Genomic DNA, 22,395 nt, shown 5'->3' with positions numbered 1-22,395 from the left:
CTCACCAGCGGTAGCCGAGGCTGGCGATGACGGTCCGGCCGTTTCCGTAGAAGCAACCGCCCGCCGCGAAGCAGGAGGCGACGTAGGTCCGGTCGAGCAGGTTCGCGGCGTTGACCGAGACCTGCCAGCCCGCCAGTCCGGGATCGGCAGCGCCAAGATCGTAGCGGATCGCGGCGTCGATCAGGGTCACGGGCGGTACCGAGAAATTGTTGGCGGGATCGCCGGCGCTCCGGCCGATGGCGCGGATCCCGCCGGCGAGGCTGAGGCCCGCGAGCGGGCCGGCCGGGAACCGATAATTCGCCCAGAGCGACACCAACTGGTCAGGCACGGACACGAAGCGCTTGCCGACGAGCGCCGGGTTGCCGTCCCGGCGCACGGTGGTGTCGAGGTAGGTATAGGCGCCGATCAGATCGAGGCTGTCGGACAGGGTCGCGCGGGCCTCGATCTCGATGCCGCGCGAGCGCACCGCGCCGGTTTGGACTTTATAGAAGAGGTGCGCCGGGTCGGCGGTGGCGACGTTGTCCTGGGTGATGTCGAAGCCCGAGACGGCGACGAAGCTGTCCAGGCCGGCGGGCTGATACTTCACCCCGGCCTCGGTCTGCCGCGCATGGGTCGGCTTGAACGGGGTGCCCGAGAAGCCGGTGCCCAGCGTCGGCTCGAACGACGTCGCGTAGCTCGCATACGGTGCCAGACCGCCGTCGAACAGGTAGACGGCGCCGACCCGGCCAGTGAAGGCCTGGTCGTCCTGGCTGGAGGTAAGGGCCGTCAGGCGGTTGGCGGTATCGAGCAGGGACCAATCCTGCCTGCCCCCGACCGTGACGGCCCAGTGGTCCAGACGCATCTGGTCCTGGGCGTAGAGGCCGACGCGGTTCCAGTCCTGACGCGTGCTCGGCGCGGCGGGTGGACGCGCGAAGGGCCGGCCGTAGACCGGCGCCGCAAAGTCGATCGCCGGCACCGGGCCGAAGCCCGAGGCGTTCACATCCGCCTGGGAGCCCTGATAGCCGAGCCCGAGCAGGATCGTATGGCCGATCGGTCCGGTGGCGAAGTCGGCCTGCACCTGGTTGTCCAGGGACACGCCGTCGACCGCCTCCCGAGACCAGGAGGCCGAGCGCTCGAGCAGGCTCGCGGTCGCGCCGAACGGGGCGAAGAAGTTGATCGCCACGCCCTCAAAGCGTGTGTCGATATGGGCGTAGCGCAGGTTCTGGCGGACGCTCCAGGTCTCGTCGAAGCGGTGCTCGAAGGCGTAGCCGATCATCGCCTGCTGGCGGTCGTAAGCATCGAAGCCGGGCTCGCCCGGAAAGAAGCTGCGCCGGATCCGGCCGGCCGGGCTGGGGAACAGGGTTCCCTCGGCCGGAAACCAGCCTGCGAAATTGTTGTGCGGATCGTTCTGGTAGAAGCCGAGCCAGGTGAGGCGCGTGTCGTCGTCCGGCCGCCAGGCCAGCGCCGGCGCCAGCACGAGCCGCTGCTCCCGGGAGAAATCGGCCTGGGTATCGACTCGGCGGCCGAGGCCGTTGAGGCGATAGGCCCAGCTGCCGTCGGCGGCGACCGGACCGCCGAGATCGAAGACCGCCTCGGCGCGGTTGCGGTTTCCCGTGGTGAGCGTCACGGCGTGGAGCGGCTGCTCGGTCGGCTGCTTGCTGACCATGGCAACGATGCCGCCCGGGCTCGCCTGCCCGTAGAGCACCGAGGCCGGCCCGCGCAGCACCTCGACGCGCTCCAGCACCGAGGGGTCGATGACCTGGGCCGCCCAGTTGCCGCCCTTGACCAGCGGCAGGCCGTCGAGAACCTGCGGGTTGGTCGCGCCCGCCGCGAGGCCGCCGAAGCCGCGCAGGAACACGCTTTCCAGCACGCCGCCGATCCGCGTGTCGGCGAACACGCCCGGCGTGTAGCGCAAGCTGTCGCCGACGCTCCGGGCCGCCTGCTGGTCGATCTGTTCTCGGGGAATCACCGACACCGCCTGCGGCACTGCGATGACCGGCGTGTCGGTCTTCGTAGCCGTGGCCGAGACGCGCGCCACGAGACCGGGGACCGGATCGGTCCCGGTCATCCCGCGGCCGCTGACCGTGAGAGCCGGCAGCGCGATCTCGGTCGCGTTGCTGCCGCGCTGGCCGAGGGCGGCGCCCACGAATTCGGCTGGCATCCGGGCCGTCGCCGCGTGATGCCGAGGCGTCGAGGGCGGGCGTGGTTCGTCGCTCGCTGACCCGGCCCTGGCCGGCCGTGGTTCGGCGCGAAGGGCCGCCGGGGAGAGACACAGGATCACCGTCAGCAAGCCGCCGGCCGTCCGCAGGCGCAGGCCCGAAGGCCGCGGCCGATCGAACGTACCATTGGCAAGGCGAGATGGCGGGCGTGGCGGCATCGGCGGGCTCCGATCGAGGAAGCCCAGCGCTACGGCGATTGCCCGAGTCGGTCAATAAAGGTAGGATGATTGGATCAAACGATCTTTTAGCACGATTCCAGGGAGGTCTGTCGATGGATCGCGAGCCGTTCACCCTCCACGATGTCTCGACGTTTCCCATCGTGCGGCTGCGCGCTGAGGAAGCGCCCCCGCCGGGGGACGCCACCGCCTGGTGCCAGGAGATGGACCGGCTTCTGGCCAGCGAAAAACCTTTCGTGCTCGTCTATCCGGGCCGCCGCGATGACGAGTTGCATGACGACCGCGTCGCCCGGGGTCTCTGGCTGAAGCGGAACAAGGAGGTCCTGGCGGGGCGCTGCCGGGCCTTGATCATCGTGGAGCCCGATTCGGATCGGCGCCGCGCGTTGGAGGCGGCCTTTCCCGGCCTCGTCCGTGCGTTCGGCACGCCTCAGGTCGCCTGCGCCACCGATCAGGACGCCGTCTCGCTCGCCAGGCAAGCTCTGGGGGCGGAGGGCTGAACGGAGCCGGGGGGCCGATCAGACGCTGGAGGTAGCAGGCGTCTCGACATTCGCGAGCGCGTCGAGGATCGGGCCGACGATCGCCCGGGCGGCCTCTGCCGCGCCTGATTCGTCTCGGTCCCGGATCGCGTCGAACACCCGGCGATGGGCGGCGAGATCGGGCTCGGGCAGGGTGATGTCCGCGAGCGCCGTGCTCGTGCTGCCGTGCAACGACAGAGCGAAGTAGCGGTAGAGTTCCGCGAGGGCGGCGTTGTCGCCGCATTGTGCGACCGCGACATGGAACGCGATGTCGCGCGCGATGAAGTCGGCGAGATCGCCGCCCGGGGGGCGTTCCCCCCGCTCGTTCAGCAGGGCTTCGAGCCGCCGCACGTCATGCTCGTTCCGCCGGGCCGCAGCCTGGCGCGCGGCCTCGGTTTCGAGGAGCGCGCGCAGCTCGAAATGGTCTCGCAGGCTCGCATGCGTCACTCGGCGCATGACCTCAGCCGGGTCGATGTTCAGGCGCACATAGGTTCCGTCGCCCTGCCGGACCTCCAGAACCGCGGCATGGGACAGGACCCGCACGGCTTCCCGCACCGTGTTCCGCCCGACCTGCAGCATCTCGGCGAGTTCCGCCTCTTTCGGTATGCGTGCCCCGACCTTCCAGCGGCCGGTCTCGATCTCCGCGCGGATGAGGTCGATGGTCGAATCGACCAGGGAGCGGCGGGGGACCTGTGGAAGGGACGCGGCGAGCACCATAGCGTTCTTATAGCGAGCAAAGAGGGATCATCCCAGCTCTGGTCACACGGATTGACATGCCCCGCAGAAAGATAGGATGATCCTATGTAATTTAGCGACGGAACAGCTATGGGACCCTCACCTATTCAACCCGGGATCGCCGGCTCGAGCGTCGCGGCTGAAGCGCTGACCACACCCGCATGACCCGCCCAGCTCCCTCTCCATCGCTGCGTGCGTCCGCCACCTTGCGGAGTGCCCGGGATCGCTTTCTCGCGATCGACATCCTGACGCCCCGCACTGCCCATGTCGCGCGATCGACCAGCGCTGCGACGCTAGCCCTCGGTGTCGCCTTCTGCCTGCAGCTCGAGACGCCCTATTCTGCGGCCTCAACGGTCCTGCTGGTCGCCAACGCGAACCAGGGCGCTGTTCTCGCCAAGGGCGGATGGCGCCTTGTCGGCACGGTGATCGGCGCAGGCGCCGCCCTCGTCCTGATGGGCCTCTTCATCCAGGCTCCCATTCTGTTCATCTTCGGCTTCGCCCTCTGGCTCGGCCTCTGTACCGGTGGAGCGACGCTGCTCCGGCACTTCCGAGCGTCCGGCGCGGCCGTGGCCGGCTATACGGTCGGCCTCGCCACGTATGGCGCGTTGGAGATGCCCGAGCGGGCGCTGGATGCCGTGCTCGGCCGTACAGCCACCGTCGCGGTCGGGGTGGTCTGCCTCGGGGTGGTGACGGCCCTGTTCAGCAAACGTGCCACGCGCGTCGCGCTGGACAACGCTCTGATCGGGCAGTTCGGCACGATTGCGGGCGTCGCCTTGGAGCGGCTGCGAAGCCAAGAGCCGGCGCATAGCCTGCCAACCCCGACACAGATTGCCGGCCTCTTCGCGGTCGATGATCTGCTGGAGCTGAGCCGAGCCGAGTCCCCGGACCTGGCAAGGCACGAGGGCGCAATTCGCGACACCATCGCTGCCCTGTTCAGCGCGCTGCTGGGCAGCTCGGACCTGTGTGACGCCGCTCCGCAAGCAGGCCAGGATTGCGTCGCGGCGCACGAAGGCGTCGTCACCGAACTGCCGCGGATCCTGTGCGCTCTGGAGGCTCGGCGCTTCGAGGAGGCGCTCGAACGGATCACCGCGTTGAGCGGCGCGGTGCAGGCGCGCGCCAGGCGCGCCGAAGCCGCGGATACCGGAACACCCGCCCCGCTGATCGCCCTCGACCGCCTCGTCGCGTTCATCGAGGATTACAGGTCGGCGCTGTCCGGAATGGCACGGCTCCAGGGTGGCCGCCCGGCGCCTGCGCGGTCATTCCGGTTCCATCGGGACTGGGGGGCGGCGACGGAGAACGGGCTGCGCTCCGCGCTGGCGATCCTGCTCGCCGGCGCCTTCGGGATCGCGACCGGCTGGAGCGACTGGTCGCTCCTGCTGCTCATCCTCGCCCCCTATCTCGCCCTGCTCGCCATGACGGGCAATCCGGCCGCGGGCGCCGTCGCGTTCATCACCGGGACGCTCGCGGCCGTGCCGGCGGCTTTCGTCTGCGCTTTCGGCCTGATGCCGCAGGTACAAGGCTTCCCGCTGCTGATCGCGGTGATCGCGCCGTTCTGGATGGCGGGCCTCTACGCCACCACCCTGCCCCGGCACGGGCCGTCCGGGCTCGCCTACCTGGTTGCGTTCAACACGCTCGTCGGAGCCACCAACCCGATGGTGTTCAGCCTGCCGACCTTCCTGAACCAGGCCTTCGGCTGGATCGCAGCAGTCTTCGTCACGCTTCTGGCCTTTCGACTCCTCCTTCCGCACGATCCGCGCCGGCAAGCCCGCCGCATCCGGGCGGCTCTGCGCCGCGACGCCCTGGCGCTCCTGCATTCGGACCCACCGGAGCATCGGCACGTCTGGGAGCATCTTCAGCACCACCGGCTGGCCCGCCTCGCGCTGAGCCTGAGGGCCGATCCGGAGGCGGCCGCGATTATGGCGGAGGGGATCGCCGGGCTGCGCCTCGGCCGTGCCGCGATTCGGGCACGCGGCGCAGCCCGACATGCCACCACACCGGCGTTCCTCCACACGACGACCCTGCGGGCCCTGGCCGAAGCCGCCCGGACGCCGCGACAGGCCCGTGACATCCTCGCTGAGGCGGCAGCCGAGATCGCCGCGCGATCGATCGAGGATCCTGGCGCCTGGCCGGCGGCCCATCGGATCGCCGCCTGCCTGACCGACATGGCGGTGCTGCTCGAAGCCCATACGGACGGATCCTTCGACCGGCACCGGAGCGCCCCATGCTGAGCGAGGTCGCGATCGGGGGCGTCTACCTGCCGCCCATCCTCATCTACCTCGTGGCAGCCATTCCGGTCTTCGCGGGGCTTCGCGCCGTCCTGGACCGTGCCGGAGTGCTGCGCTGCGCCTGGCATCCCGCGCTCCTGGAAAGCGCGGTGCTGCTCGCGACGGTGGCACTCCTCATCCTGTTCGTCTGAGTGCCGCCATGACGGTCCTGAAGCGCCTGCTCCGCCCCTTGCTGACCTTGGCCACCGTCGCCGCGACGGCGGCGCTGCTCCCGGCCCTGTGGCAAGCCTACATGCTGGCGCCCTGGACACGCGACGGGCGGGTCAGCGTCGAGGTCGTGCGGGTCACCCCCGAGGTCTCGGGTACGGTCGTCGACATGCGGGTCGTCGACAACCAGTTCGTCCGGCGCGGCGATATTCTCTACGTCATCGATCCGCACCGTTTCCAGCTGGCCCTCGACGGCGCGCAGGCCGCGGTCCTCGCTAGGCGTGAGGATGCGGCCCTGAAAACCGCGGCGGCGCGCCGGCGCAATCAGTTGAGCCCGGGTGTCGTCGCCCCGGAAACGGTCGAGCGGGCCAACGGTACGGCGGCGATCGCGCGTGCGGATTACGACGCGGCCATCGCCGCCGCCCGTGTCGCCGAGATCAACCTCGACCGTGCCACGGTCAGGGCACCCTTGGACGGCTACGTCACCAACCTCCGGCTGCGTCCGGGCGACTATGCGACCGCCGGTGTGACCCGCATCTCGATCGTCGAGGCCGAGGGATTCTGGATCACCGCCTATTTCGAGGAGACCAAGCTGTCCCGGATCGCGGTCGGTGCCCACGCCGAGATCCGCCTGATGGGGTTCGAGCAGCTGGTCTCGGGGCATGTGGAAAGCCTCGGGCACGGCATTGCCGACGCCAACGAGAACCCGGACCATCTCGGCCTGCCGAGCGTCAATCCGGTCTTCACCTGGGTGCGGCTGGCGCAGCGCATTCCCGTCCGGATCCACATCGACGCGGTGCCGCCGGGCGTGATGCTCGCAGCGGGCATGACATGCAGCGTGGCCGTCGGCGAAGCGGCTGCCGGAGGCCGGCTGCTCTCCCGTCTGAGTTTCCTGCAGTGACGATCTCTGGGCTCCGCATCATGGGTCATTCAGCAGGGTAGACCTGCCGAGGATCGGCTGCGGCGGGATCATGCAAGTGTATGATCTGCCCTCCGCTTGCGGCCATCGTTCTCTTGAAAGTCTGTTCCGTTCTCCATAAAGAACGCGCTTGCAAGCCGGCCGGTCATGCGTGCCGGCCCGATTCCGGCGCAGGAAGGAACAGCCGATGCCCGAGGGACTCGATGCCCGCACCATCGCGGCGACCAACGGGGTGGCCCAGGATACCGCCTTCGGGGCCGTGATCGCGCCGATCCACCTGTCGACGACCTTCAAGTTTCCCGCCTTCGAGCAGCCCGGCGCGTACGATTACTCGCGGCTCGGCAATCCGACCCGCGACCAGCTCGCCGACACCATCGCGAAGCTCGAGGGTGGCGCCCGCGCCGTCATGGTGTCGAGCGGCATGGCGGCCCTCGATCTCGCCCTGTCGAGCCTGTGTCCCGGCGACCTGCTAGTGGCGCCGCACGACTGTTACGGCGGGACGCACCGGCTGCTGAGCCTGCGCGCCGCCCGCGGGCAGTACCGCGTGGTCTTCGTCGATCAGACCGACGCAGCGGCCCTGGCCTCGGCTCTCGCCCAAGAGCCCAAGGTCGTGCTGGTCGAGACCCCGAGCAATCCGCTGATGCGGGTGGTGGATGTCCGGCGCGTCACCGACCAAGCCAAGGCGGTCGGCGCGCTGGCTGTTGTCGACAACACCTTCCTGTCGCCGGCGTTGCAGCAGCCGATCGCCCTCGGGGCGGATCTCGTCGTCCACTCCACGACGAAGTTCCTCAACGGCCATTCGGACGTGATCGGCGGGGCGGTGATCGCCGCCGAAGCTTCGGTCGGTGACGAGCTCGCCGCCTGGGCGAACACGATCGGGGTCACCGGGTCACCGCTCGACGCCTATCTAACGCTGAGGGGCATCCGCACCCTGTTCGTCCGGGTGGAGCGCCAGCAGCAGAATGCCGCGCAGCTCGCGAGCTTCCTGGACGCACATCCGGCTGTCAGCCAGGTCCATTACCCGGGCCTGCCGTCCCATCCGGGCCATGCCATCGCCAAGGCGCAGCAGGCCGGGTTCGGGGCCATGCTGAGCTTCGAGCTCGCCGGCGGCCGCGCCGCCGTGAAGACCCTGGTGGAGACGCTACGGGTGTTCACGTTGGCCGAGTCGCTGGGCGGCGTGGAGAGCCTGATCGCGCACCCGCCGACCATGACGCATGCCGCGATGGATCCCGAAGCCCGCGCAATTGCGGGCATCACCGACGGGCTGCTGCGTCTGTCGATCGGGCTCGAAGCGGTGGACGATCTTCTGGCCGACCTGTCCCACGGCCTGGAGGCGGTCACGCGCGGCTGAGCCGGCGGCTCACTCCTCCTCGACGACGCTGAACCCGGACTCGTCCTCGACCACCCGATATCGGGAGAGGCGTAGAGTCTGTGAGCGCTCGGCCGCCTCGTCCCGGCATTTCAGGACGTGAGCGGTCCGGTTGACCACCTGCAGGTTCGGGGCCCCCCAATAGCCGAGCAGCTCCGGCCAGGGCGCGTCCCGGTGCTCGCGCCAGACCCGGTAGAGCGGCAGCGCGTGGTCGACCTCGGCGGTGCGCAGGAGCCGCTTGCCGGAGGCCTTGCAGCGATGCCCCTGGTGGCGCTTCAGCACTTTGACCTGCTCGTGTGGCGCGCTCCAGAACTTCCAGGCGATGACACAGGCGGCGTGCCAGACGGCCTTGCCGTTCGGTACGCCCTGCCCCCAGAGGTCCCGGTGCCAGCCGAACCGGTAGACCGGCTGGCCGCAGATGCAGCAGGCGCCGCGCCCGCGGGCGAAGGCCGTCTCGCGGAACGGAGCCGGCGGTACCCGGAAGCTCGCCGGCCGGCCACCCGCACCGCCCTCGCAGAGCTGCCAGGTCCAGCCCTCCGGCGTCCCCGAGCGCGCCGCGAGGGCACGGGCCAGCCGGTCGGCCCGAAGAATGTGGTTACGCCAGTAACTTTCCACCGCCAGCCGCGGGGTCGGCGGGATCAGCGGCCGCGACAGGGCATGGTGCAGGACCGGGGCCGGGAAGATCGTCGGCAGGGCCCGCTCCAGCCGGGCCTGGGCCTTGGCGTTCTTCAGGTCGCGCCAGCTGGATGTCGTGATCGAGACCGTCATGCCGGGCCGTGCTAGCGCGCGACGCGCGGGAAGGCGACGGCATTCGGGCCACAGGTTCGGGCTGTCGGGTTAAGACAATGTTTCCCGTGAAACATCGGTCTCGGCGGTCGCCTACAGATCGACCGTCATCGACAGCAGGTAGGTGCGGGGGGCACCCTGGAAGAAGGTGCCGAACGAGGCGACCCCGGTCCAGTAGCGGGTCCCCGTGACGTTCAGCACGTTGGCCCAGAACGTGGTCGGGTGCCCGTCGATCACGGTGGCGTAGCGCAGGCCGAGATCCAGGCGTGCCCAGTCCGGCAGGGCCTGGGTGTTGGCGAGGTCGATGAATTGCCGCCCGGTATAGATCACCGCCCCGTCGACGGTCAGGCCCGGCAGCCCGGGCAGGTCGCACTCAGCGCCGAGATTGAGCTGCACGTCCGGCACCCCGATCGGCACGTGACCGAGATTGGCGGCGACAGCGGTTCGGGTGAGAACGCCGTCGAGCAGGCTGAAGCCGCCCAACACCCGCAGCTCCGGGGTGATCTCGCCGTAGACGCTGAACTCCAGCCCGCTGATGCGCTGCTCGCCGGTCTGGGCGAAGCTCCGGGTGACGGGGTTCGCCTCGCCATTCGGCTTGGTGATCCGGAAGGCGCTGAACGTGCCACCGATCCGGCCGAGATCGAGCTTCACCCCCGCCTCGACCTGATGCGCGACATAGGGGGCCAGGATCGTGCCGGCATTGCTCGCCGCCAGCGGGGCGACGTCGCCGCGGCTCAGGCCCTCGATGGAATTGGCATAGAACGAGACGGCGTCCCACGGCCGCACCACGAGGCCGACCACCGGGGTGGTCGCGCTCTTGTCGTAGGCGGAGCTCAGCGTTCCGACATTGGCCAGGTAATTGTGCGCCTCGACCCGCTGCCGACGGACGCCCAGCGTCAGCAGAATATGCTCGTCGAGGGCCGAGAGCGTGTCGGCCACCGAGACCCCGGACAGCGTGCTGTCGGAGAGGCGGGGTCGCCCGGCGGTGATCGGCGGGGGGATGTAGGCGGCCAGACGCGGCGCGTAGATGTTCGACAGATAGGCGCCGCGGCCGGCGGGGAATTGGCGTGCCGTGTCCTCGTTGTAGGCCGAGGCCTGCACCACGAGGGCGTGGTGGAGGAAGCCGGTGTCGAACCGCGCCCGGGCGCCGCCATCGACGGTCGAGCGGTCGATGCCCATCGCGTAGAATTGCGGCGTGCTGGTCGTGTCCCCGCGGGCATTGAGGATCGTCGGGGCGGACTGGAAGTAGCGCTGGACCTCCGTCTGCGCGCCGCCGGCATCGGCGAACAGCGTGACCGCGTCGGTGAGGTCGTATTCCAGGCGCATCAGGGCGCCGCGGTCGTCGATGTCGGAATATTCCCAGCGTTGGGTCAGGTTCAGGCGGCCATCCGGCGCCCGCGGGACCGGCACGCCGGCCTTGAGCAGAAACGGGCGCAGAGGCGCGTCGAAGCGATCGGTCTGCGCCAGCAGGTAGAGCCAGCCGCGGAAACGCTCGCCCTGATAGTCGAGGGCGAGCGCCCCGACGCCGGTCGTCTCGGATTGGCGCGCGAACGGCGTGTCGCCCTCATGCAGGCTGCCGACGACACGCGCGCCCCATTCCCGGCTGGGACCGAAGCGGCGCGCGACGTCGAGTTGGCCGCCGCCCCGGGCGACCGAGCCGTAATCCAGGGTGACGCGGGTCAGGTCTCCGCCGGCGCGCTTGGGAACGACGTTGACGACACCGCCGACCGCGCCGTTCGGCGAGACGCCGGACAGGGCCGCCGAGGGCCCCTTCAGCACCTCGATCCGCTCGGCATAGTCGGTGAAGACGCGAAAGCTCGGCGCGACGCCGTAGACGCCGTCGAACGCAATCTCGCCGCTTGTGCCCTCGCCCGCCGGGAAGCCACGGATCGAGAACGAGTCGAACGGCGCTCCGGTCGTCTGGGTGGCGCGCACCGATGGGTCACGGCTGAGCGCCTCGGACACGGTTCGGGCCTGCTGGTCGCGCACGAACGTGTCGGTGTAGCTGGTGATGCTGAACGGCGACTTTTTCGCCTCAGTGTTGCCGAGCAGGCCGAGACGTCCGCCCTGCGCGACCTGCCCGCCGGCATAGGCCGGCACGACCCCGCGCGGGGCGCCGGTGCTCTCCACCGAGAGTTCCTCAAGCTGCACCGTCGATCCAGGACGGACATCGTCTGCCCATGCCGGATCGGGATGGGCAACGAGCAGGACACCAATGCCCAGAACTGCGGTGGAGCCCAAAAACAGCGGCGGGCAACGGCCTGAACGCATCATGGACATCTGGGACGGCTCGGTATCCCGGTGGGGAAAAGGTCAAAGCCGCCGTTTCATGATGAGACTATGTTGTCAACGATATATTTGATGACACCATTCAGTTTTTATATAGAATAGCTTCATTTAACGGCCGCATCATTTGCCATGCCAGCGCGATCTATTTTCAAAATTAAGAGAAGATCTTATTTTATGCACTCGTGACATGTAATACGACGCTCCTTCAGCTGAATGCGCCCGCGCAATTGTTGGAACGGACCTGCTCTTGATGAGCGCGGTGAACGGGGATCACCCGGCATGCCGGAGAAGTGTTCATGCCTTTTAAGCCAACGTATCCTCGTCCCGCCGCTCACCCGAGCCGGGCCGATTCGTCCCCGGGGAGCCCATGATGCGTCCAAATCTCTTCCTGGTGTCCCGCTCGGCCGGCATCCTCGCACTCGCTGGCCTCTGGGTCTGCGCAATCCCCTCGACGGAAGCACGGGCGGACCAACCCTCGGCCAAGCTGTGCCAGGCCGTGACCTCGACGCCCGAGACCCAGGCCTGCCTGCAAAAGGCCCTCGATGCGGCCGACGCGAAGCTCAATGCGGCCTACAAGAAGGCGCTGTCGGTCATCGATCAGGACGACCGCCCACCGGACGCCAAGGCGGTCTGGAAGACTCAGTTCACGGCGGCCCAGCGTGCCTGGATCGCCTTTCGGGACGCCGATTGCGGCGACCTCACCTTCAGCGAGTGGAACAACGGCAGCGGCACCACCGGCGCGCTGTATGCCTGCCGATACGACAAGACCGTCCAGCGGACCGACGATATTCTGAGCCGGTACCCACTTCCGTAGAGGACCGTTTCCATCTCCGGCGCCGATGGGCGGTACGGCTGGTCCAACCCTTGAATGCGCAGGGATGCCGCGCTTTCGAAGGACCCCGATGATCGTCGATCTGAACTGCGACATGGGCGAGGGGTTCGGCGTCTACCGCCTGGGGGACGATGCCGGCATGCTGGCGATCGCTACCTCGGCCAACATCGCCTGCGGGTTCCACGCCGGCGACCCGCTGGTGATGCACGAGACCCTGACCCTTGCCGCCCGCGCCGGCGTGCAGGCTGGGGCGCATCCGGGCTTCCTCGATCTCTGGGGTTTCGGGCGGCGCCCGATCCACGGCGAGCGCCCGGCCGATGTCGAGAAGGCGGTGCTCTATCAGGTCGGCGCCCTGCTGGCGCTCGCCCAGGATGCCGGCTGCCCCGTGCGGCACGTGAAGACCCACGGGGCGCTGGGCAACATCGCCAACGAGGACGCCGATCTCGCCCTGGCGGTGGCCCGCGCGATCCGGGCCCTCGACCGCGACCTGATCTTCGTGGTCATGCCGGGCCTCGAGACCGAGCGTGCAGGCGAGCGGCTCGGCCTGCCCCTGGCCCGGGAGATCTACGCCGATCGGGCCTACGCCGATAACGGCAACCTGGTCTCGCGCAAGCTGCCGGGGGCCGTGCTGCACGATCCGGTGGAGGCGGCCGGGCGCGTGGCGCGGATGCTGGAGGATCGCGCGATCCTCTGCCTGTCCGGGCGGCGCATCCCGGCCCGGATCGACAGTATCTGCGTCCACGGCGATACGCCGGGGTCCGTCGCGATGGCTGCGCAGGTGCGCGCCGACCTCGCCGAAAGAGGGATCACGATGAGGCCAATGGCTGAGGTGATCGGCACCTGAAGCGCCGGATTTGGCCGCCATCTGCGGCTCCGTCATGCAAACGTCGCAGATGGGCCAGAAAGCCACTCGCTGCTTGCAAGGCTGAGAGGGGCTCCATGGATTTCCACCGTCGCTTCACGGTTCTGATGTGCACCCCCGCCTTCGATCCGGACGACCTGGAGGGTGCGCGGGTCGCCCAGATCGTGGCCGCGGTGGAGAATCGCGGCTTCGAGGTGGTGCGGGCCCGGCGCGTCGAGGACGCGGCCATCGCCGTGCAGACCGATGCTGCCATCGGCTGCATGGTGGTCGACTGGGGCAAGCGCGGCCTCGACGGCAAGGCCGCCGCGCTCATCGACATGATGCGCAAGCGCGGCCTGGAGATGCCGATCGTCATCATGGTCCGCCGCAAGCGGCTGGAGGACATCCCGGTCGAGTTGCTCGACTTCATCGACGGCTACATCTTCCTGGCGGAAGAGACTCCCGAATTCATCGCCCGCGGCCTGGTCAGCCGGGTGACGCAATATGCCCAGACGCTGAAGACGCCGTTCTTCGGCGCACTGGTCGACTATGCCGAGAAGGGCAACCAGCTCTGGACCTGCCCGGGCCATAACGGCGGCATCTTCTACAACCGCTCGCCGATCGGCCGAATTTTCGTGGAGCATCTGGGCGAGGCGATCTTCCGCGACGACCTCGACAATTCGGTCCTCGACCTCGGCGACCTGCTGACCCACGAGGGTCCCGCGCTCAAGGCGCAGAAGGAGGCCGCCAAGATCTTCGGAGCGGAGAAGACCTACTTCGTGCTCAACGGCACCTCGGCCTCCAACAAGATCGTGCTGTCCTCGCTGGTGGCCGAGGACGACCTCGTGCTGTTCGACCGCAACAATCACAAGGCGGCCCATCACGGCGCTCTGTTCCTGGGCGGCGGCATCCCGATCTTTTTGGAAACGAACCGCAATGCTTTCGGGCTGATCGGCCCGATCTATCACGAGGCGCTGGACGAGACCCGGATCCGGGAAAAAATCCGCGCCAACCCGCTGGTGACCGACCCCGAGGCCTGGCGCCGGGAGCGGCCGTTCCGGGTCGCGGTGATCGAGCAATGCACCTACGACGGCACGATCTACGACGCCCAGGAGATCCTGGAGAAGATCGGCCACCTCTGCGACTACATCCTGTTCGACGAGGCCTGGGCGGGCTTCATGAAGTTCCACCCGCTCTTCGCCCGCCGCTTCGCCATGGGGCTCACCGGGCTCGACGAGACCTCGCCGGGCATCGTCGCCACGCAATCGACCCACAAGCAGCTCGCGAGCTTCTCCCAGGCCTCGCAGATCCACACCCGCGACGGCCATATCCGCGGCCAGACCCGGCGGGTCGAGCACAAGCGCCTGAACGAGAGCTTCCTGGTCCACGCCTCGACCTCGCCGTTCTACCCGCTCTTCGCCTCCCTCGATGTCGGCGCCCAGATGATGAAGGGCCGCTCGGGCATGATCCTGTGGGACGACACGATCCGGCTCGGGATCGAGTGGCGCAAGAAGGTCCGGGCGATCCGGCGGGAATTCGAGGAGAACGAGGCCGACCCGCTGCGGCGCTGGTTCTTCGACCCCTTCGTGCCGGACGTGACCAGCAATGCCGACGGGGCCGAGGTGCCCTGGGAGAAGGTGCCCACCGACGAGCTCGCCGCCGACCCGCGGCACTGGGAGCTGAAACCCGGCGCCCGCTGGCATGGGTTCACCCATGTCGCGCCGGGCTACGCCATCACCGATCCCAACAAGCTCACGGTGCTCACTCCGGGCTTCGACCGGCAGACGGGTGCCTATGCCGATCACGGCGTGCCGGCCCCGATCGTCGCGCAGTACCTGCGCGAGAACCGGATCGTGGCGGAGAAGAACGATCTGAACTCGCTGCTCTTCCTGCTGACGCCCGGCGTCGAATCCTCCAAGGCCGGCACCCTGATCTCGGGCCTCGTCGCGTTCAAACGGTTCCACGACGACAACGTGCCGCTGGAGGAGGCCATGCCGGAATTCGTCGGCCGCCGGCCCAACCGCTACCGCGGGGTGCGGCTGCGCGACCTCTGCGCCGAGTTCCACGCCTTCCACCGGGAGGCCGGCACCTCTGCGCTCCAGCGCCGGCAATTCGCCCCCGAGCATCTGCCCGAAATGGTGATGCCGCCCAAGAAGGCCGCCCAGATGCTGACCCGCAACAAGGTCGACTATGTGCCGATCGCCGAGGCCGAGGGGCGCATCGCCACCACGCTGATGCTGGTCTACCCGCCGGGCATCGGCACCGTCCTGCCGGGCGAGCGCCTGGACGATCGCGCCAGGCCGATGCTCGACTATTTCAAGATGTTCGAGGCCTCCGCCAACCTGTTCCCCGGCTTCGAGGCCGAGATCCAGGGGGTCTATCGCGAGGTCGAGCCGGACGGGCGGATCCGCTTCCACACATACGTCGTGCGGGACGGCGCCTGATGGAGATCGAGCCCGAGGAAGGCGCCCCGATCCCGGCGCGGCCGAGCCCGGACATCATCATCCGGCCGTCCTCGGACGCGGATGTCGAGGCCATGGTGGCGATCTACGAGCACCATATCGGCAAGGGCGTCGGCAACGTCGCCGATTTCGACGACGAGGCGCGCCTGCTCCCCGACGACCTGAAGCGGCGGCGCAAGACCATGCGCAAGAAGCGCCTGCCCCACCTCGTCGCCGAGATCGGCGGCCAGGTGGCGGGCTACGCCTACGCGGTGCCGTTCCGGAAGCGCCCGGCCTATCGCTACACCCTCAAGCACTCGATCTACGTGCATCCCGACCATCTCCATGCGGGGATCGGGCGCCGCCTCCTGCCGGCGCTGATCGAGGCCTGCGCGGCGGGGGGCTACCGGCAGATGATCGGCTACATCGACGCGCAGAACGAGGCGTCCTTGCGCCTGCACGAGACCTGCGGCTTCGTCCGTGTCGGCTACCTGAAGGCGGTGGGCTTCAAGTACGGCCGCTGGTCGGACAGCGTGATGGTGCAGCGGGCTCTGGGCACCGGGTCCGACGACCAGCCGGCGACGTAGGGCGAAGCCCTCCGATCAGGGCTTGCCCGATCGAACGGCTCCGCTCAGTCTCGGGACACTGTCCCGAACCCCGCCGAAGGGCATCAGGCCCGTCGGAAACCCGGTTTTGCGCGGGGGCGGATCGAGTGATCCGCTTCCGCCCAATCCGTTCAGTCCTGGCGCTCGAAGGCGCCCGCGATGGTCAGGTGCAGGTCGTCGCCGATCAGCGGCACGTAGGTCTTCACCCCGAACTCGGAGCGCTTGAGCGTACCGGTGGCGTCGAAGCCGACCGTGACCTTCTTGCTCAGGGGGTTCACGCCGGCCCCGACCAGGGTGACGTCCAGCGTCACCGGCTTGGTCACGCCGTGGAGCGTGAGGTTGCCGGTGACCTTCGCCTTGTCCTTGCCCTCGGGGGTGACCTTGGTGGACACGAAGGTCATCTCGGGGAACTTGGCCGCGTCGAGCCACTGGTCGCCCTTCAGCTCGTCGGTGAGCTTGGCGCTGGTCGTGGTGACCGAGGCGACCGGGATCTTGATCGTGAGCTTCGCAGCCGAAGGGTTTTTCGGCTGCAGATCGAGGGTCCCGGACACGTCCGAGAAGCCGCCGGCATAGTTCGAGAAGCCCATATGGGAGACCCGCCAGCCGACCTGGGTGTGGTTGGGATCGACCACGTAGGTGCCGGCTTGGATCTGGGCCGGGTCGCGGGTCGGCGGGGTCTGGGCCAGGACGGGGGTGGCGACCAGGAGGGCCAGAAGGCTCGAGGCGAGAATCGACTTCAAGGGTGTCTCCTACACTGCAGACGATCGTGCGCGATTCGGTGCGCCGCAGCAGCCCTGTAGCCCTGTTCACGACTGCTTATGAGCCTGCTATCCGGAACCCCATGGTTGCGAGAACGGAAACCTTCCAGGGCGGTCTCGATGACGTGCGGGCCTTCTGCACGGTCGTCGATCTTGGTACCGTCACGGCCGCGGCCGCGAACCTGCGGGAAACCAAGGGCAGCGTCAGCCGGCGCCTCTCCCGGCTGGAGCGGGCGCTCGGAACCCGGCTGATGGCGCGCACCTCGCGGGCGGTCTCGCCCACCGCGGAGGGACTGGCCTTCTACGCCAAGGCTCAGGAGAGCCTGGCGCTCCTCGATAAGGCCGCCGAGACCGCCCGCGACGCGCGGACGGTGCCGGCTGGGCACCTGCGCCTCACCACCTCGATCGATTTCGGAATCGAGGTGATGCCGGAGATCGTTGCGAGCTTCCGGGAGGCCTATCCGCAGATCACGGTTGAAATGCTCAACACCGATGCCCGCCTCGACCTTGCGGCCAACCGGATCGATCTTGCCCTGCGGCTCGGCGGCGCGGAGGAGACCGGCTACCGGGCCGTCATCCTGGCGACGCTGTCGGTGGGCCTCTACGCCGCGCCCGCCTATCTGTTGCGCCGCCCGGCTCCCGCCGATCTGGCGGGGCTGCACGATCACGACCTGATCCTGTCCCGGGAGCGGCTCGGCTCGGGTGCCCTGCCGCTGACCGACGGACTCGGCCGGTCCGAGCAGATCGTGCTGAGCCCAGCCATCCGGGTCAGCGACTTCGCGACCGTCCATCGCTTGACCCTGGCGGGGGCCGGGATCGGCCATATCCCGAGCCTCGTGGCTGCCAGGGCGGTCTCAGGGGGCCAGCTCGTGCGCGTGCTGGCCCCCTGGGCGAGCCGCGGGGCGGTGCTGCGCGCCGTGACGCTGGCCGGGCGCGACTTGCCGGCACGGGTTCAGGTCTTCCGGGACCATGTGCGGAGCGCTCTGACACTGTGCGCCCCGCGTGACGGGGACACGCATTCCAGCGACGAATACAATCAAGACTTGTAGAGTCTAAATATCGAAGTCTTATTGACTGCGCGGTCAAGACAATCTTACGGGTTGACGTAGCGGTGTGTTCAGGAACTCGGCGCACCATGGCGCTGAGCGGCATCCCGGGCCGCTCGGTGATTGATCCCCTCTCACGCCCTTGCCCGGGCGACTCCAATTCCCAGCGGACATCCAGACATGCCCTCTCGCAACCGGCGCCTGCGCCCCCTGCTTCTCGTCGGGACGATGGCCCTGGCGGGTCTGTGCGCGGCGGCGGACTCAGCGCGGGCGACGCTGGCAAGCACGACCCGCGTCGTCCTGCAGAAGGGGCGCCACTACGTGCCGACCGACCTGTTCCTAAGGCTCGGCGACACGATCACCCTGCGCAACGAGGATTCCAGCCAAACCCACCACGCCTTCATCGAGGCTGACCGCTTCTCGTTCGATGCCGGCGATCAGGAGCCCGGCACGGAGACGCGGCTGGTTCTGAATGAGCCCGGGGATTTCGTCATCCAGTGCGGCATCCATCCGAAGATGAAGCTGACCATCCACGTGCAGTAGCGTGTGGGCCGGTCAGCCCTCGCTGTCGTGACCGAGGCCGAGGCCGCGAATAAGGTCGCCGATCGGATCGATTTTCTTGGAGTCTTGTGCGGGCGCGGGCTCGGACGGCGTGATCGCCGGGTCCACGGCCGCCGTGCGGGCTAGGCTGGCGTGGCGCAGGCGTGCCGTCCGGCGCAGACCGCGGTCGGACACCTTGGACCGATGCGCCGCCAGCGTCTTGCGCGCCTTCTCGGCCGGGGCGATCATCTCGCTCGGCAGCGCCGGCGCCGTGACGGCGCCCGGCGGGAACAGGCCAGCCATCTGCGGTGCCAGCAGGTCGGACGCGGACGCGCGGACGCTCTCGGAGACGGCAGCATCCGTCTTGCTCGTGACGGCGATCCGGGCTGGCGGATCCATCCAGCTCGACGGCGCGGCCTGCGCTGCGACGCCCCGGGCAGCGCGCGGCTGCACCTCGTAGTTGCCCGGATGCAGAGTATGGGCAGCCACTACCAAGCCGAATACGGCTATCGCGGTCGTCGCGAGGGTGGATTTGTAGTGTTCCATGACGGCAGAACGAACAGCCAAGGTCATGGTTCCGCTTGGCCGAAGCCTCGGGCCACGGATGCGGATTTCAGGCCGCCGGCAGCGGCGGATACAGAACAGAAAAAAGGCCACTCCCGAAGGAGCGGCCCGAAGTCTAGGGAGGAAACGCCCAAGAAGGGCAGCGGGATCGCGACGCCATCGCCATCCCGCAGTGCAGAGATAAGCTACCGCAGTGCGGCATGCAACCGATCGGGGGTTGTTTCTGCATGCATACGTGACACGCTGTGGTCGTCTAGATGCGCGTCCAGACCATGGCTCGGGTCCCGTACGACCCGATCAGACGCCGTTTTGCGGCTCGTCATGCCCGATCAGCCGCTCGACCTCGGCCAGCGCGACGGCCCGGGCGACGCCCTCGGAGGCGTGCGGACGGTACGATCCCCGGACCAGCTTGCCGCGGTCGCGGATCGCCCACGTGAAACGCCCCGGATCATGCCGGCTCGGCCTGACCTCGACCGTGTAGAGATGCCCGCCATTCGCACCCATGCCCCGCATGTGCGGAGTCCCGGCCGCCGGCCCAGGGGGTGCGACCGTGGGCGGCAGGCCGGCGCCTATCGGGTCGCTTTGGAGCGGCCGGCCTCGGGCCGATCCGGCGCGACGGGCCCCTCGGTCCGGGTGCCGAGCCAGACCACGTGCTTGGGGCCGCTGCCGCGCCCGCTCGCGTGGACCCGGGCCTCCTCGACCGCGAAGCCGGACCGCTGCAGGCGGGACTTGAACTTCCGGTCCGGGGCGCCCGACCAGACCGCCAGGATGCCGCCCGGCCGCAGGGCCCAGCGGGCGCGCTTGAGGCCCCAATTGTCGTAGAGCCGGTCGTTGGAGCGGCGCATCAGGCCTTCCGGGCCGTTGTCCACGTCGAGCAGGATGGCGTCGTACTGGCCCGGCCCCGCCTGGATCAGGCGGTTCACGTCGGATTCCCGCACCTCGACCCGGGGGTCGTCCAGGCAATCGCCGAAGACATGGGCGAGCGGGCCGCGGGCCCAGGCGATCACGGCCGGGACCAGCTCGGCCACGACGACCCGCGCCTCCGGGCCGAGGCCTTCGAGCGCCGCCCGCAGGGTGAAGCCCATGCCGAGGCCGCCGATCAGCATCCGGGCCCGGGGCCGGTCCTTGAGCCGCTCGCAGGTCACCGCGTCGAGCGCCGCCTCGGAGCCGCTGCGGCGGTTGTTCATCAGCTCGATCGTGTCGGCCAGGATCGAGAATTCGTCGCCGCGTTGCATCAGGCGCAGGTCGGTGCCGCCCCCCGGGACGGATCCGGTGTCGAGATGAACCCAGGGTATCACAGACGTTTCCTCGATTGGCGGTGCAGCTGGTCCTGGACCGGCGGCACGAAAGATCACGGCGATAGAGGGGCCGCGAGCTGGTTCGGCGCTGCGCGCGGTGCAACCCCCTGCGCGACAGTGCCCCCTGCCGCGCGGGATCGCGGTGGCGTATCAGCACCTATGGCTAAGCGCATCAAGTCCAGACCCCAGGAACGGGGCTTCATTCTGTTCGACGTCGTCTTCGAGGACGGCTCCCGGGCCTCGAACCGCCGCGTGCCCGCCGAGATCCTCGGCGGCCTCGACGGCGATGAGCCGGCCCGGCAGGTCATCGCCGAGCAGGAGGAGGAGATCGCCCTCAAGGCCGGGCGGCCGGGCCGCGAGATCCAGAGCCTGACGCGCTCGCCGATCATCAAACCGAAGCCGGTCGTCTGACAGGTCCATTGGGCGGGCAGCCGGGTCAGACCGCGCCTTCGATCACCTCCAGCGCCCTCAGGATCGCGAAGCCGATCCGCTCCGCCTCCCCCTCGGTGTCTGCACCGGCTGGTAGCAGCGCCACGGTCTCCACCGCCTGCTCGTCCTCCGGACCGACCACGATCCGGAACACGTCGCCTTCCTGGGCCGCCGTGTCGCGGATCAGTCCGACCCGGTGGCCGGCGGCCGCGCCGAACAGGCGCAGCGGCGGAAGCTCGGCATCGGCATCAGGATCGGTTCGCTCGGGCGGCGCGGCATTGCGGGGCGTGCCGAAGGTCGGACGGATGACGTTGTCGTCTGACATGCCGAACCAGCCTCCTCAGGACCGCACGATTCCGGCGGTGGCCAGGACCGCGTCGGCCAGCACCTCCATGCCGGCCCGGGCCCAGTCCGGCGTGATGCTCTCGGCCTCGTTGTGGCTGATGCCGCCGTGGCACGGGCAGAACACCAGGGCCGCCGGAACCCGACGGGCGCAATAGACGGCATCGTGATAGATCGCGGTGGGCATCCGGGTCCAGGCATGGCCCCGGGCCTCGGCGGCGGCCTGAACGCGGTCGACCAGATCCGGGTCGAACGGGGTGAGCGGCGCGCGCCAGAACTCCTCCACCCGGATCGTGACGCCGCGCTCGGCCGCGAGCGCGTCCGCCCGGGCCAGGATCCGCCCGCGCATCGCCTCCAGCTGCGTGGGATCGCCGTGGCGGGTGTCGAGGCTGAACCAGACCCGGCCCGGCGTGATGTTGCGGCTCGCCGGCTCGGCCTTCAGCACGCCCACGGTGGCGCGGCCGCGCTCGCCCTCGGGGCCGGCCGCTTCCCGGGCGATGTCCTCCAGGGACCCGATCAGCGCCGCAGCGGCCATCATGGCGTCGCGCCGGCCGGCCATGGGGCTGCCGGCATGGGCCTCCTCGCCCAGCACGGTGATCTCGTACCAGATCTGGGCGAGCGCCCGGTCGACCACCCCGATGGTCAGTCCGGCATCCTCCAGGCGCTTGCCCTGCTCGATGTGCAATTCGAAATAGGCGCCGATCCCGCGAAGAGCCGCCGGATCCGCCTCCCCCTGCCAGCCGATCCGTCGAAGCTCTTCGCCGAAGACGTGGCCGGCAAGGTCGCGGGTTTCCATCACGTCGGCCTCCGGGACGATCCCCATGGCGACGCCGCTGCCGCTCATCGGCGGTGCGAAGCGCGAGCCCTCCTCGTTGCACCAGTTGATCAGCAGGAGCGGCGCCTCGGTCTCGATCCCGGCCTCGTGCAGGGCGCGCAGGATTTCCAGGCCGGCGAGCACGCCGAGCGGACCGTCGAACTTGCCGCCGGTGGGCTGGGTGTCGAGGTGGCTGCCGATCGCGACGGGCTTCCGGTCCGGATCCCGTCCCGGCCGGTGGAAGACCATGTTGCCGATCCGGTCCACGGTGAGCGTCAGCCCGATCGCCTCGCCCCAGCGCTGGAACAGGGCACGCCCCTCGGCGTCCCGGTCGGTCAGGGTCTGCCGGTCGTTGCCGCCGTTGGGGAGCGCGCCGATCCGGGCGAGTTCCATCAGGCTGTCCCAGAGGCGATTCGACGAGAGCGGGAGGTTGGTGCGATCCATGCTGATGTGATCCCGCGCCTCG

Annotated in this window: 22 protein-coding genes; 12 read left to right on the top strand and 10 right to left on the bottom strand. The window is 69.0% G+C overall.

Annotation, left to right across the window (positions count from 1 at the left end; translation table 11 throughout):
* Window position 1: 1 nt before the first annotated feature.
* Window positions 2-2,140, bottom strand: coding sequence for a TonB-dependent siderophore receptor (locus AO398_RS04440; RefSeq protein WP_152997407.1), 2,139 nt, complete (start codon window positions 2,138-2,140; stop codon window positions 2-4).
* Window positions 2,141-2,469: 329 nt separating this feature from the next.
* Here AO398_RS04440 and AO398_RS04435 point away from each other — a divergent pair, with 329 nt between their 5' ends.
* Window positions 2,470-2,871: a hypothetical protein gene (locus AO398_RS04435; protein WP_058190818.1), complete on the top strand. Its 402-nt coding sequence runs from the start codon at window positions 2,470-2,472 to the stop codon at window positions 2,869-2,871.
* An 18-nt stretch (window positions 2,872-2,889) separates the two neighbouring features.
* Here the strand turns inward: AO398_RS04435 and AO398_RS04430 are convergent, their stop codons facing one another.
* Window positions 2,890-3,606, bottom strand: a complete 717-nt coding sequence (locus AO398_RS04430; RefSeq protein ID WP_058190817.1) for an FCD domain-containing protein — start codon at window positions 3,604-3,606, stop codon at window positions 2,890-2,892.
* A gap of 179 nt (window positions 3,607-3,785) precedes the next feature.
* Here AO398_RS04430 and AO398_RS04425 point away from each other — a divergent pair, with 179 nt between their 5' ends.
* The 4 genes from AO398_RS04425 (at window position 3,786) to metB (ending at window position 8,326) form a co-directional block, all read left to right on the top strand.
* The gene (locus AO398_RS04425; protein WP_082643119.1) at window positions 3,786-5,852 is read left to right on the top strand and encodes an FUSC family protein; all 2,067 of its coding nucleotides are present in this window, start codon (window positions 3,786-3,788) and stop codon (window positions 5,850-5,852) included.
* Window positions 5,846-6,040: a DUF1656 domain-containing protein gene (locus tag AO398_RS04420; RefSeq protein ID WP_058190815.1), complete on the top strand. Its 195-nt coding sequence runs from the start codon at window positions 5,846-5,848 to the stop codon at window positions 6,038-6,040. Before AO398_RS04425 ends, AO398_RS04420 begins: the two co-directional genes overlap by 7 nt.
* Window positions 6,041-6,048: 8 nt before the next feature.
* Window positions 6,049-6,957 (top strand): HlyD family secretion protein, encoded by a 909-nt coding sequence (locus AO398_RS04415; RefSeq protein ID WP_058190814.1) that lies wholly within the window; start codon window positions 6,049-6,051, stop codon window positions 6,955-6,957.
* Window positions 6,958-7,162: 205 nt separating this feature from the next.
* A complete protein-coding gene (metB, locus tag AO398_RS04410) occupies window positions 7,163-8,326 on the top strand; it encodes a cystathionine gamma-synthase (protein WP_058190813.1) in 1,164 nt (387 codons plus the stop codon).
* 9 nt (window positions 8,327-8,335) lie between these two features.
* On the opposite strand, the gene AO398_RS04405 is transcribed toward metB, so the two are convergent.
* Complete coding sequence (locus AO398_RS04405; RefSeq protein WP_244498659.1) at window positions 8,336-9,112, bottom strand: hypothetical protein; 777 nt, start codon at window positions 9,110-9,112, stop codon at window positions 8,336-8,338.
* Between the two features lie 111 nt (window positions 9,113-9,223).
* Window positions 9,224-11,410 carry a TonB-dependent siderophore receptor gene (locus AO398_RS04400; protein ID WP_152997406.1) on the bottom strand — a complete coding sequence of 729 codons (2,187 nt, stop codon included), beginning with the start codon at window positions 11,408-11,410 and terminating at the stop codon, window positions 9,224-9,226.
* 379 nt (window positions 11,411-11,789) lie between these two features.
* On the opposite strand from AO398_RS04400, the gene AO398_RS04395 reads away from it, so the two are divergent.
* The 4 genes from AO398_RS04395 (at window position 11,790) to AO398_RS04380 (ending at window position 16,120) form a co-directional block, all read left to right on the top strand.
* On the top strand, window positions 11,790-12,233 hold the full coding sequence (locus AO398_RS04395) for a lysozyme inhibitor LprI family protein (RefSeq protein ID WP_058190849.1): 444 nt from the start codon (window positions 11,790-11,792) through the stop codon (window positions 12,231-12,233).
* Window positions 12,234-12,321: 88 nt separating this feature from the next.
* Entirely contained in the window at window positions 12,322-13,095 is a 774-nt protein-coding gene (locus tag AO398_RS04390) for a 5-oxoprolinase subunit PxpA (protein ID WP_058190812.1), read from the top strand.
* 95 nt (window positions 13,096-13,190) lie between these two features.
* Window positions 13,191-15,536 carry an Orn/Lys/Arg decarboxylase N-terminal domain-containing protein gene (locus AO398_RS04385; protein WP_058190811.1) on the top strand — a complete coding sequence of 782 codons (2,346 nt, stop codon included), beginning with the start codon at window positions 13,191-13,193 and terminating at the stop codon, window positions 15,534-15,536.
* Entirely contained in the window at window positions 15,536-16,120 is a 585-nt protein-coding gene (locus AO398_RS04380) for a GNAT family N-acetyltransferase (RefSeq protein WP_058190810.1), read from the top strand. The genes AO398_RS04385 and AO398_RS04380 overlap by 1 nt, the downstream gene beginning before the upstream one ends.
* Before the next feature lie 149 nt (window positions 16,121-16,269).
* Here AO398_RS04380 and AO398_RS04375 read toward each other — a convergent pair whose 3' ends face one another.
* Window positions 16,270-16,878: a YceI family protein gene (locus tag AO398_RS04375; RefSeq protein WP_058190809.1), complete on the bottom strand. Its 609-nt coding sequence runs from the start codon at window positions 16,876-16,878 to the stop codon at window positions 16,270-16,272.
* 101 nt (window positions 16,879-16,979) lie between these two features.
* Between AO398_RS04375 and AO398_RS04370 the strand changes: the two genes are divergently transcribed.
* Both AO398_RS04370 and AO398_RS04365 read left to right on the top strand, forming a co-directional pair.
* Window positions 16,980-17,945, top strand: coding sequence for a LysR family transcriptional regulator (locus AO398_RS04370; protein ID WP_058190808.1), 966 nt, complete (start codon window positions 16,980-16,982; stop codon window positions 17,943-17,945).
* 177 nt (window positions 17,946-18,122) lie between these two features.
* Window positions 18,123-18,485 (top strand): hypothetical protein, encoded by a 363-nt coding sequence (locus AO398_RS04365; RefSeq protein WP_058190807.1) that lies wholly within the window; start codon window positions 18,123-18,125, stop codon window positions 18,483-18,485.
* A gap of 12 nt (window positions 18,486-18,497) precedes the next feature.
* Here AO398_RS04365 and AO398_RS04360 read toward each other — a convergent pair whose 3' ends face one another.
* The 3 genes from AO398_RS04360 to AO398_RS04350 form a co-directional block, all read right to left on the bottom strand.
* Window positions 18,498-19,055 carry a hypothetical protein gene (locus AO398_RS04360; protein ID WP_244498658.1) on the bottom strand — a complete coding sequence of 186 codons (558 nt, stop codon included), beginning with the start codon at window positions 19,053-19,055 and terminating at the stop codon, window positions 18,498-18,500.
* Between the two features lie 288 nt (window positions 19,056-19,343).
* Window positions 19,344-19,550 (bottom strand): hypothetical protein, encoded by a 207-nt coding sequence (locus AO398_RS04355; RefSeq protein WP_058190848.1) that lies wholly within the window; start codon window positions 19,548-19,550, stop codon window positions 19,344-19,346.
* 65 nt (window positions 19,551-19,615) lie between these two features.
* Window positions 19,616-20,344 (bottom strand): hypothetical protein, encoded by a 729-nt coding sequence (locus AO398_RS04350; protein WP_058190805.1) that lies wholly within the window; start codon window positions 20,342-20,344, stop codon window positions 19,616-19,618.
* A gap of 159 nt (window positions 20,345-20,503) precedes the next feature.
* Here AO398_RS04350 and AO398_RS04345 point away from each other — a divergent pair, with 159 nt between their 5' ends.
* Window positions 20,504-20,755 carry a hypothetical protein gene (locus AO398_RS04345; RefSeq protein ID WP_058190804.1) on the top strand — a complete coding sequence of 84 codons (252 nt, stop codon included), beginning with the start codon at window positions 20,504-20,506 and terminating at the stop codon, window positions 20,753-20,755.
* Between the two features lie 25 nt (window positions 20,756-20,780).
* Here the strand turns inward: AO398_RS04345 and AO398_RS04340 are convergent, their stop codons facing one another.
* Together AO398_RS04340 and AO398_RS04335 are read right to left on the bottom strand one after the other, a co-directional pair.
* Window positions 20,781-21,098 carry a hypothetical protein gene (locus AO398_RS04340; RefSeq protein ID WP_058190803.1) on the bottom strand — a complete coding sequence of 106 codons (318 nt, stop codon included), beginning with the start codon at window positions 21,096-21,098 and terminating at the stop codon, window positions 20,781-20,783.
* A gap of 15 nt (window positions 21,099-21,113) precedes the next feature.
* Window positions 21,114-22,373, bottom strand: a complete 1,260-nt coding sequence (locus AO398_RS04335) for a Zn-dependent hydrolase (RefSeq protein ID WP_058190802.1) — start codon at window positions 22,371-22,373, stop codon at window positions 21,114-21,116.
* Window positions 22,374-22,395: the final 22 nt, after the last annotated feature.

The organism is Methylobacterium sp. GXS13, from assembly GCF_001455965.1.
GTDB lineage: Bacteria > Pseudomonadota > Alphaproteobacteria > Rhizobiales > Beijerinckiaceae > Methylobacterium.
This window is presented reverse-complemented; position numbering and strand designations above follow the sequence as displayed.

What these genes read in the sequence shown, in the direction of transcription:
- metB (WP_058190813.1), top strand. Translation starts at nt 7,163, where the DNA reads ATGCCCGAGGGACTCGATGCCCGCACCATCGCGGCGACCAACGGGGTG.
- AO398_RS04400 (WP_152997406.1), bottom strand. Translation starts at nt 11,410, where the DNA reads ATGTCCATGATGCGTTCAGGCCGTTGCCCGCCGCTGTTTTTGGGCTCC.
- AO398_RS04435 (WP_058190818.1), top strand. Translation starts at nt 2,470, where the DNA reads ATGGATCGCGAGCCGTTCACCCTCCACGATGTCTCGACGTTTCCCATC.
- AO398_RS04360 (WP_244498658.1), bottom strand. Translation starts at nt 19,055, where the DNA reads ATGACCTTGGCTGTTCGTTCTGCCGTCATGGAACACTACAAATCCACC.
- AO398_RS04340 (WP_058190803.1), bottom strand. Translation starts at nt 21,098, where the DNA reads ATGTCAGACGACAACGTCATCCGTCCGACCTTCGGCACGCCCCGCAAT.
- AO398_RS04405 (WP_244498659.1), bottom strand. Translation starts at nt 9,112, where the DNA reads ATGACGGTCTCGATCACGACATCCAGCTGGCGCGACCTGAAGAACGCC.
- AO398_RS04430 (WP_058190817.1), bottom strand. Translation starts at nt 3,606, where the DNA reads ATGGTGCTCGCCGCGTCCCTTCCACAGGTCCCCCGCCGCTCCCTGGTC.
- AO398_RS04395 (WP_058190849.1), top strand. Translation starts at nt 11,790, where the DNA reads ATGCGTCCAAATCTCTTCCTGGTGTCCCGCTCGGCCGGCATCCTCGCA.
- AO398_RS04385 (WP_058190811.1), top strand. Translation starts at nt 13,191, where the DNA reads ATGGATTTCCACCGTCGCTTCACGGTTCTGATGTGCACCCCCGCCTTC.
- AO398_RS04415 (WP_058190814.1), top strand. Translation starts at nt 6,049, where the DNA reads ATGACGGTCCTGAAGCGCCTGCTCCGCCCCTTGCTGACCTTGGCCACC.
- AO398_RS04345 (WP_058190804.1), top strand. Translation starts at nt 20,504, where the DNA reads ATGGCTAAGCGCATCAAGTCCAGACCCCAGGAACGGGGCTTCATTCTG.
- AO398_RS04365 (WP_058190807.1), top strand. Translation starts at nt 18,123, where the DNA reads ATGCCCTCTCGCAACCGGCGCCTGCGCCCCCTGCTTCTCGTCGGGACG.
- AO398_RS04420 (WP_058190815.1), top strand. Translation starts at nt 5,846, where the DNA reads ATGCTGAGCGAGGTCGCGATCGGGGGCGTCTACCTGCCGCCCATCCTC.
- AO398_RS04390 (WP_058190812.1), top strand. Translation starts at nt 12,322, where the DNA reads ATGATCGTCGATCTGAACTGCGACATGGGCGAGGGGTTCGGCGTCTAC.
- AO398_RS04380 (WP_058190810.1), top strand. Translation starts at nt 15,536, where the DNA reads ATGGAGATCGAGCCCGAGGAAGGCGCCCCGATCCCGGCGCGGCCGAGC.
- AO398_RS04355 (WP_058190848.1), bottom strand. Translation starts at nt 19,550, where the DNA reads ATGGGTGCGAATGGCGGGCATCTCTACACGGTCGAGGTCAGGCCGAGC.
- AO398_RS04335 (WP_058190802.1), bottom strand. Translation starts at nt 22,373, where the DNA reads ATGGATCGCACCAACCTCCCGCTCTCGTCGAATCGCCTCTGGGACAGC.
- AO398_RS04425 (WP_082643119.1), top strand. Translation starts at nt 3,786, where the DNA reads ATGACCCGCCCAGCTCCCTCTCCATCGCTGCGTGCGTCCGCCACCTTG.
- AO398_RS04370 (WP_058190808.1), top strand. Translation starts at nt 16,980, where the DNA reads ATGGTTGCGAGAACGGAAACCTTCCAGGGCGGTCTCGATGACGTGCGG.
- AO398_RS04440 (WP_152997407.1), bottom strand. Translation starts at nt 2,140, where the DNA reads ATGCCAGCCGAATTCGTGGGCGCCGCCCTCGGCCAGCGCGGCAGCAAC.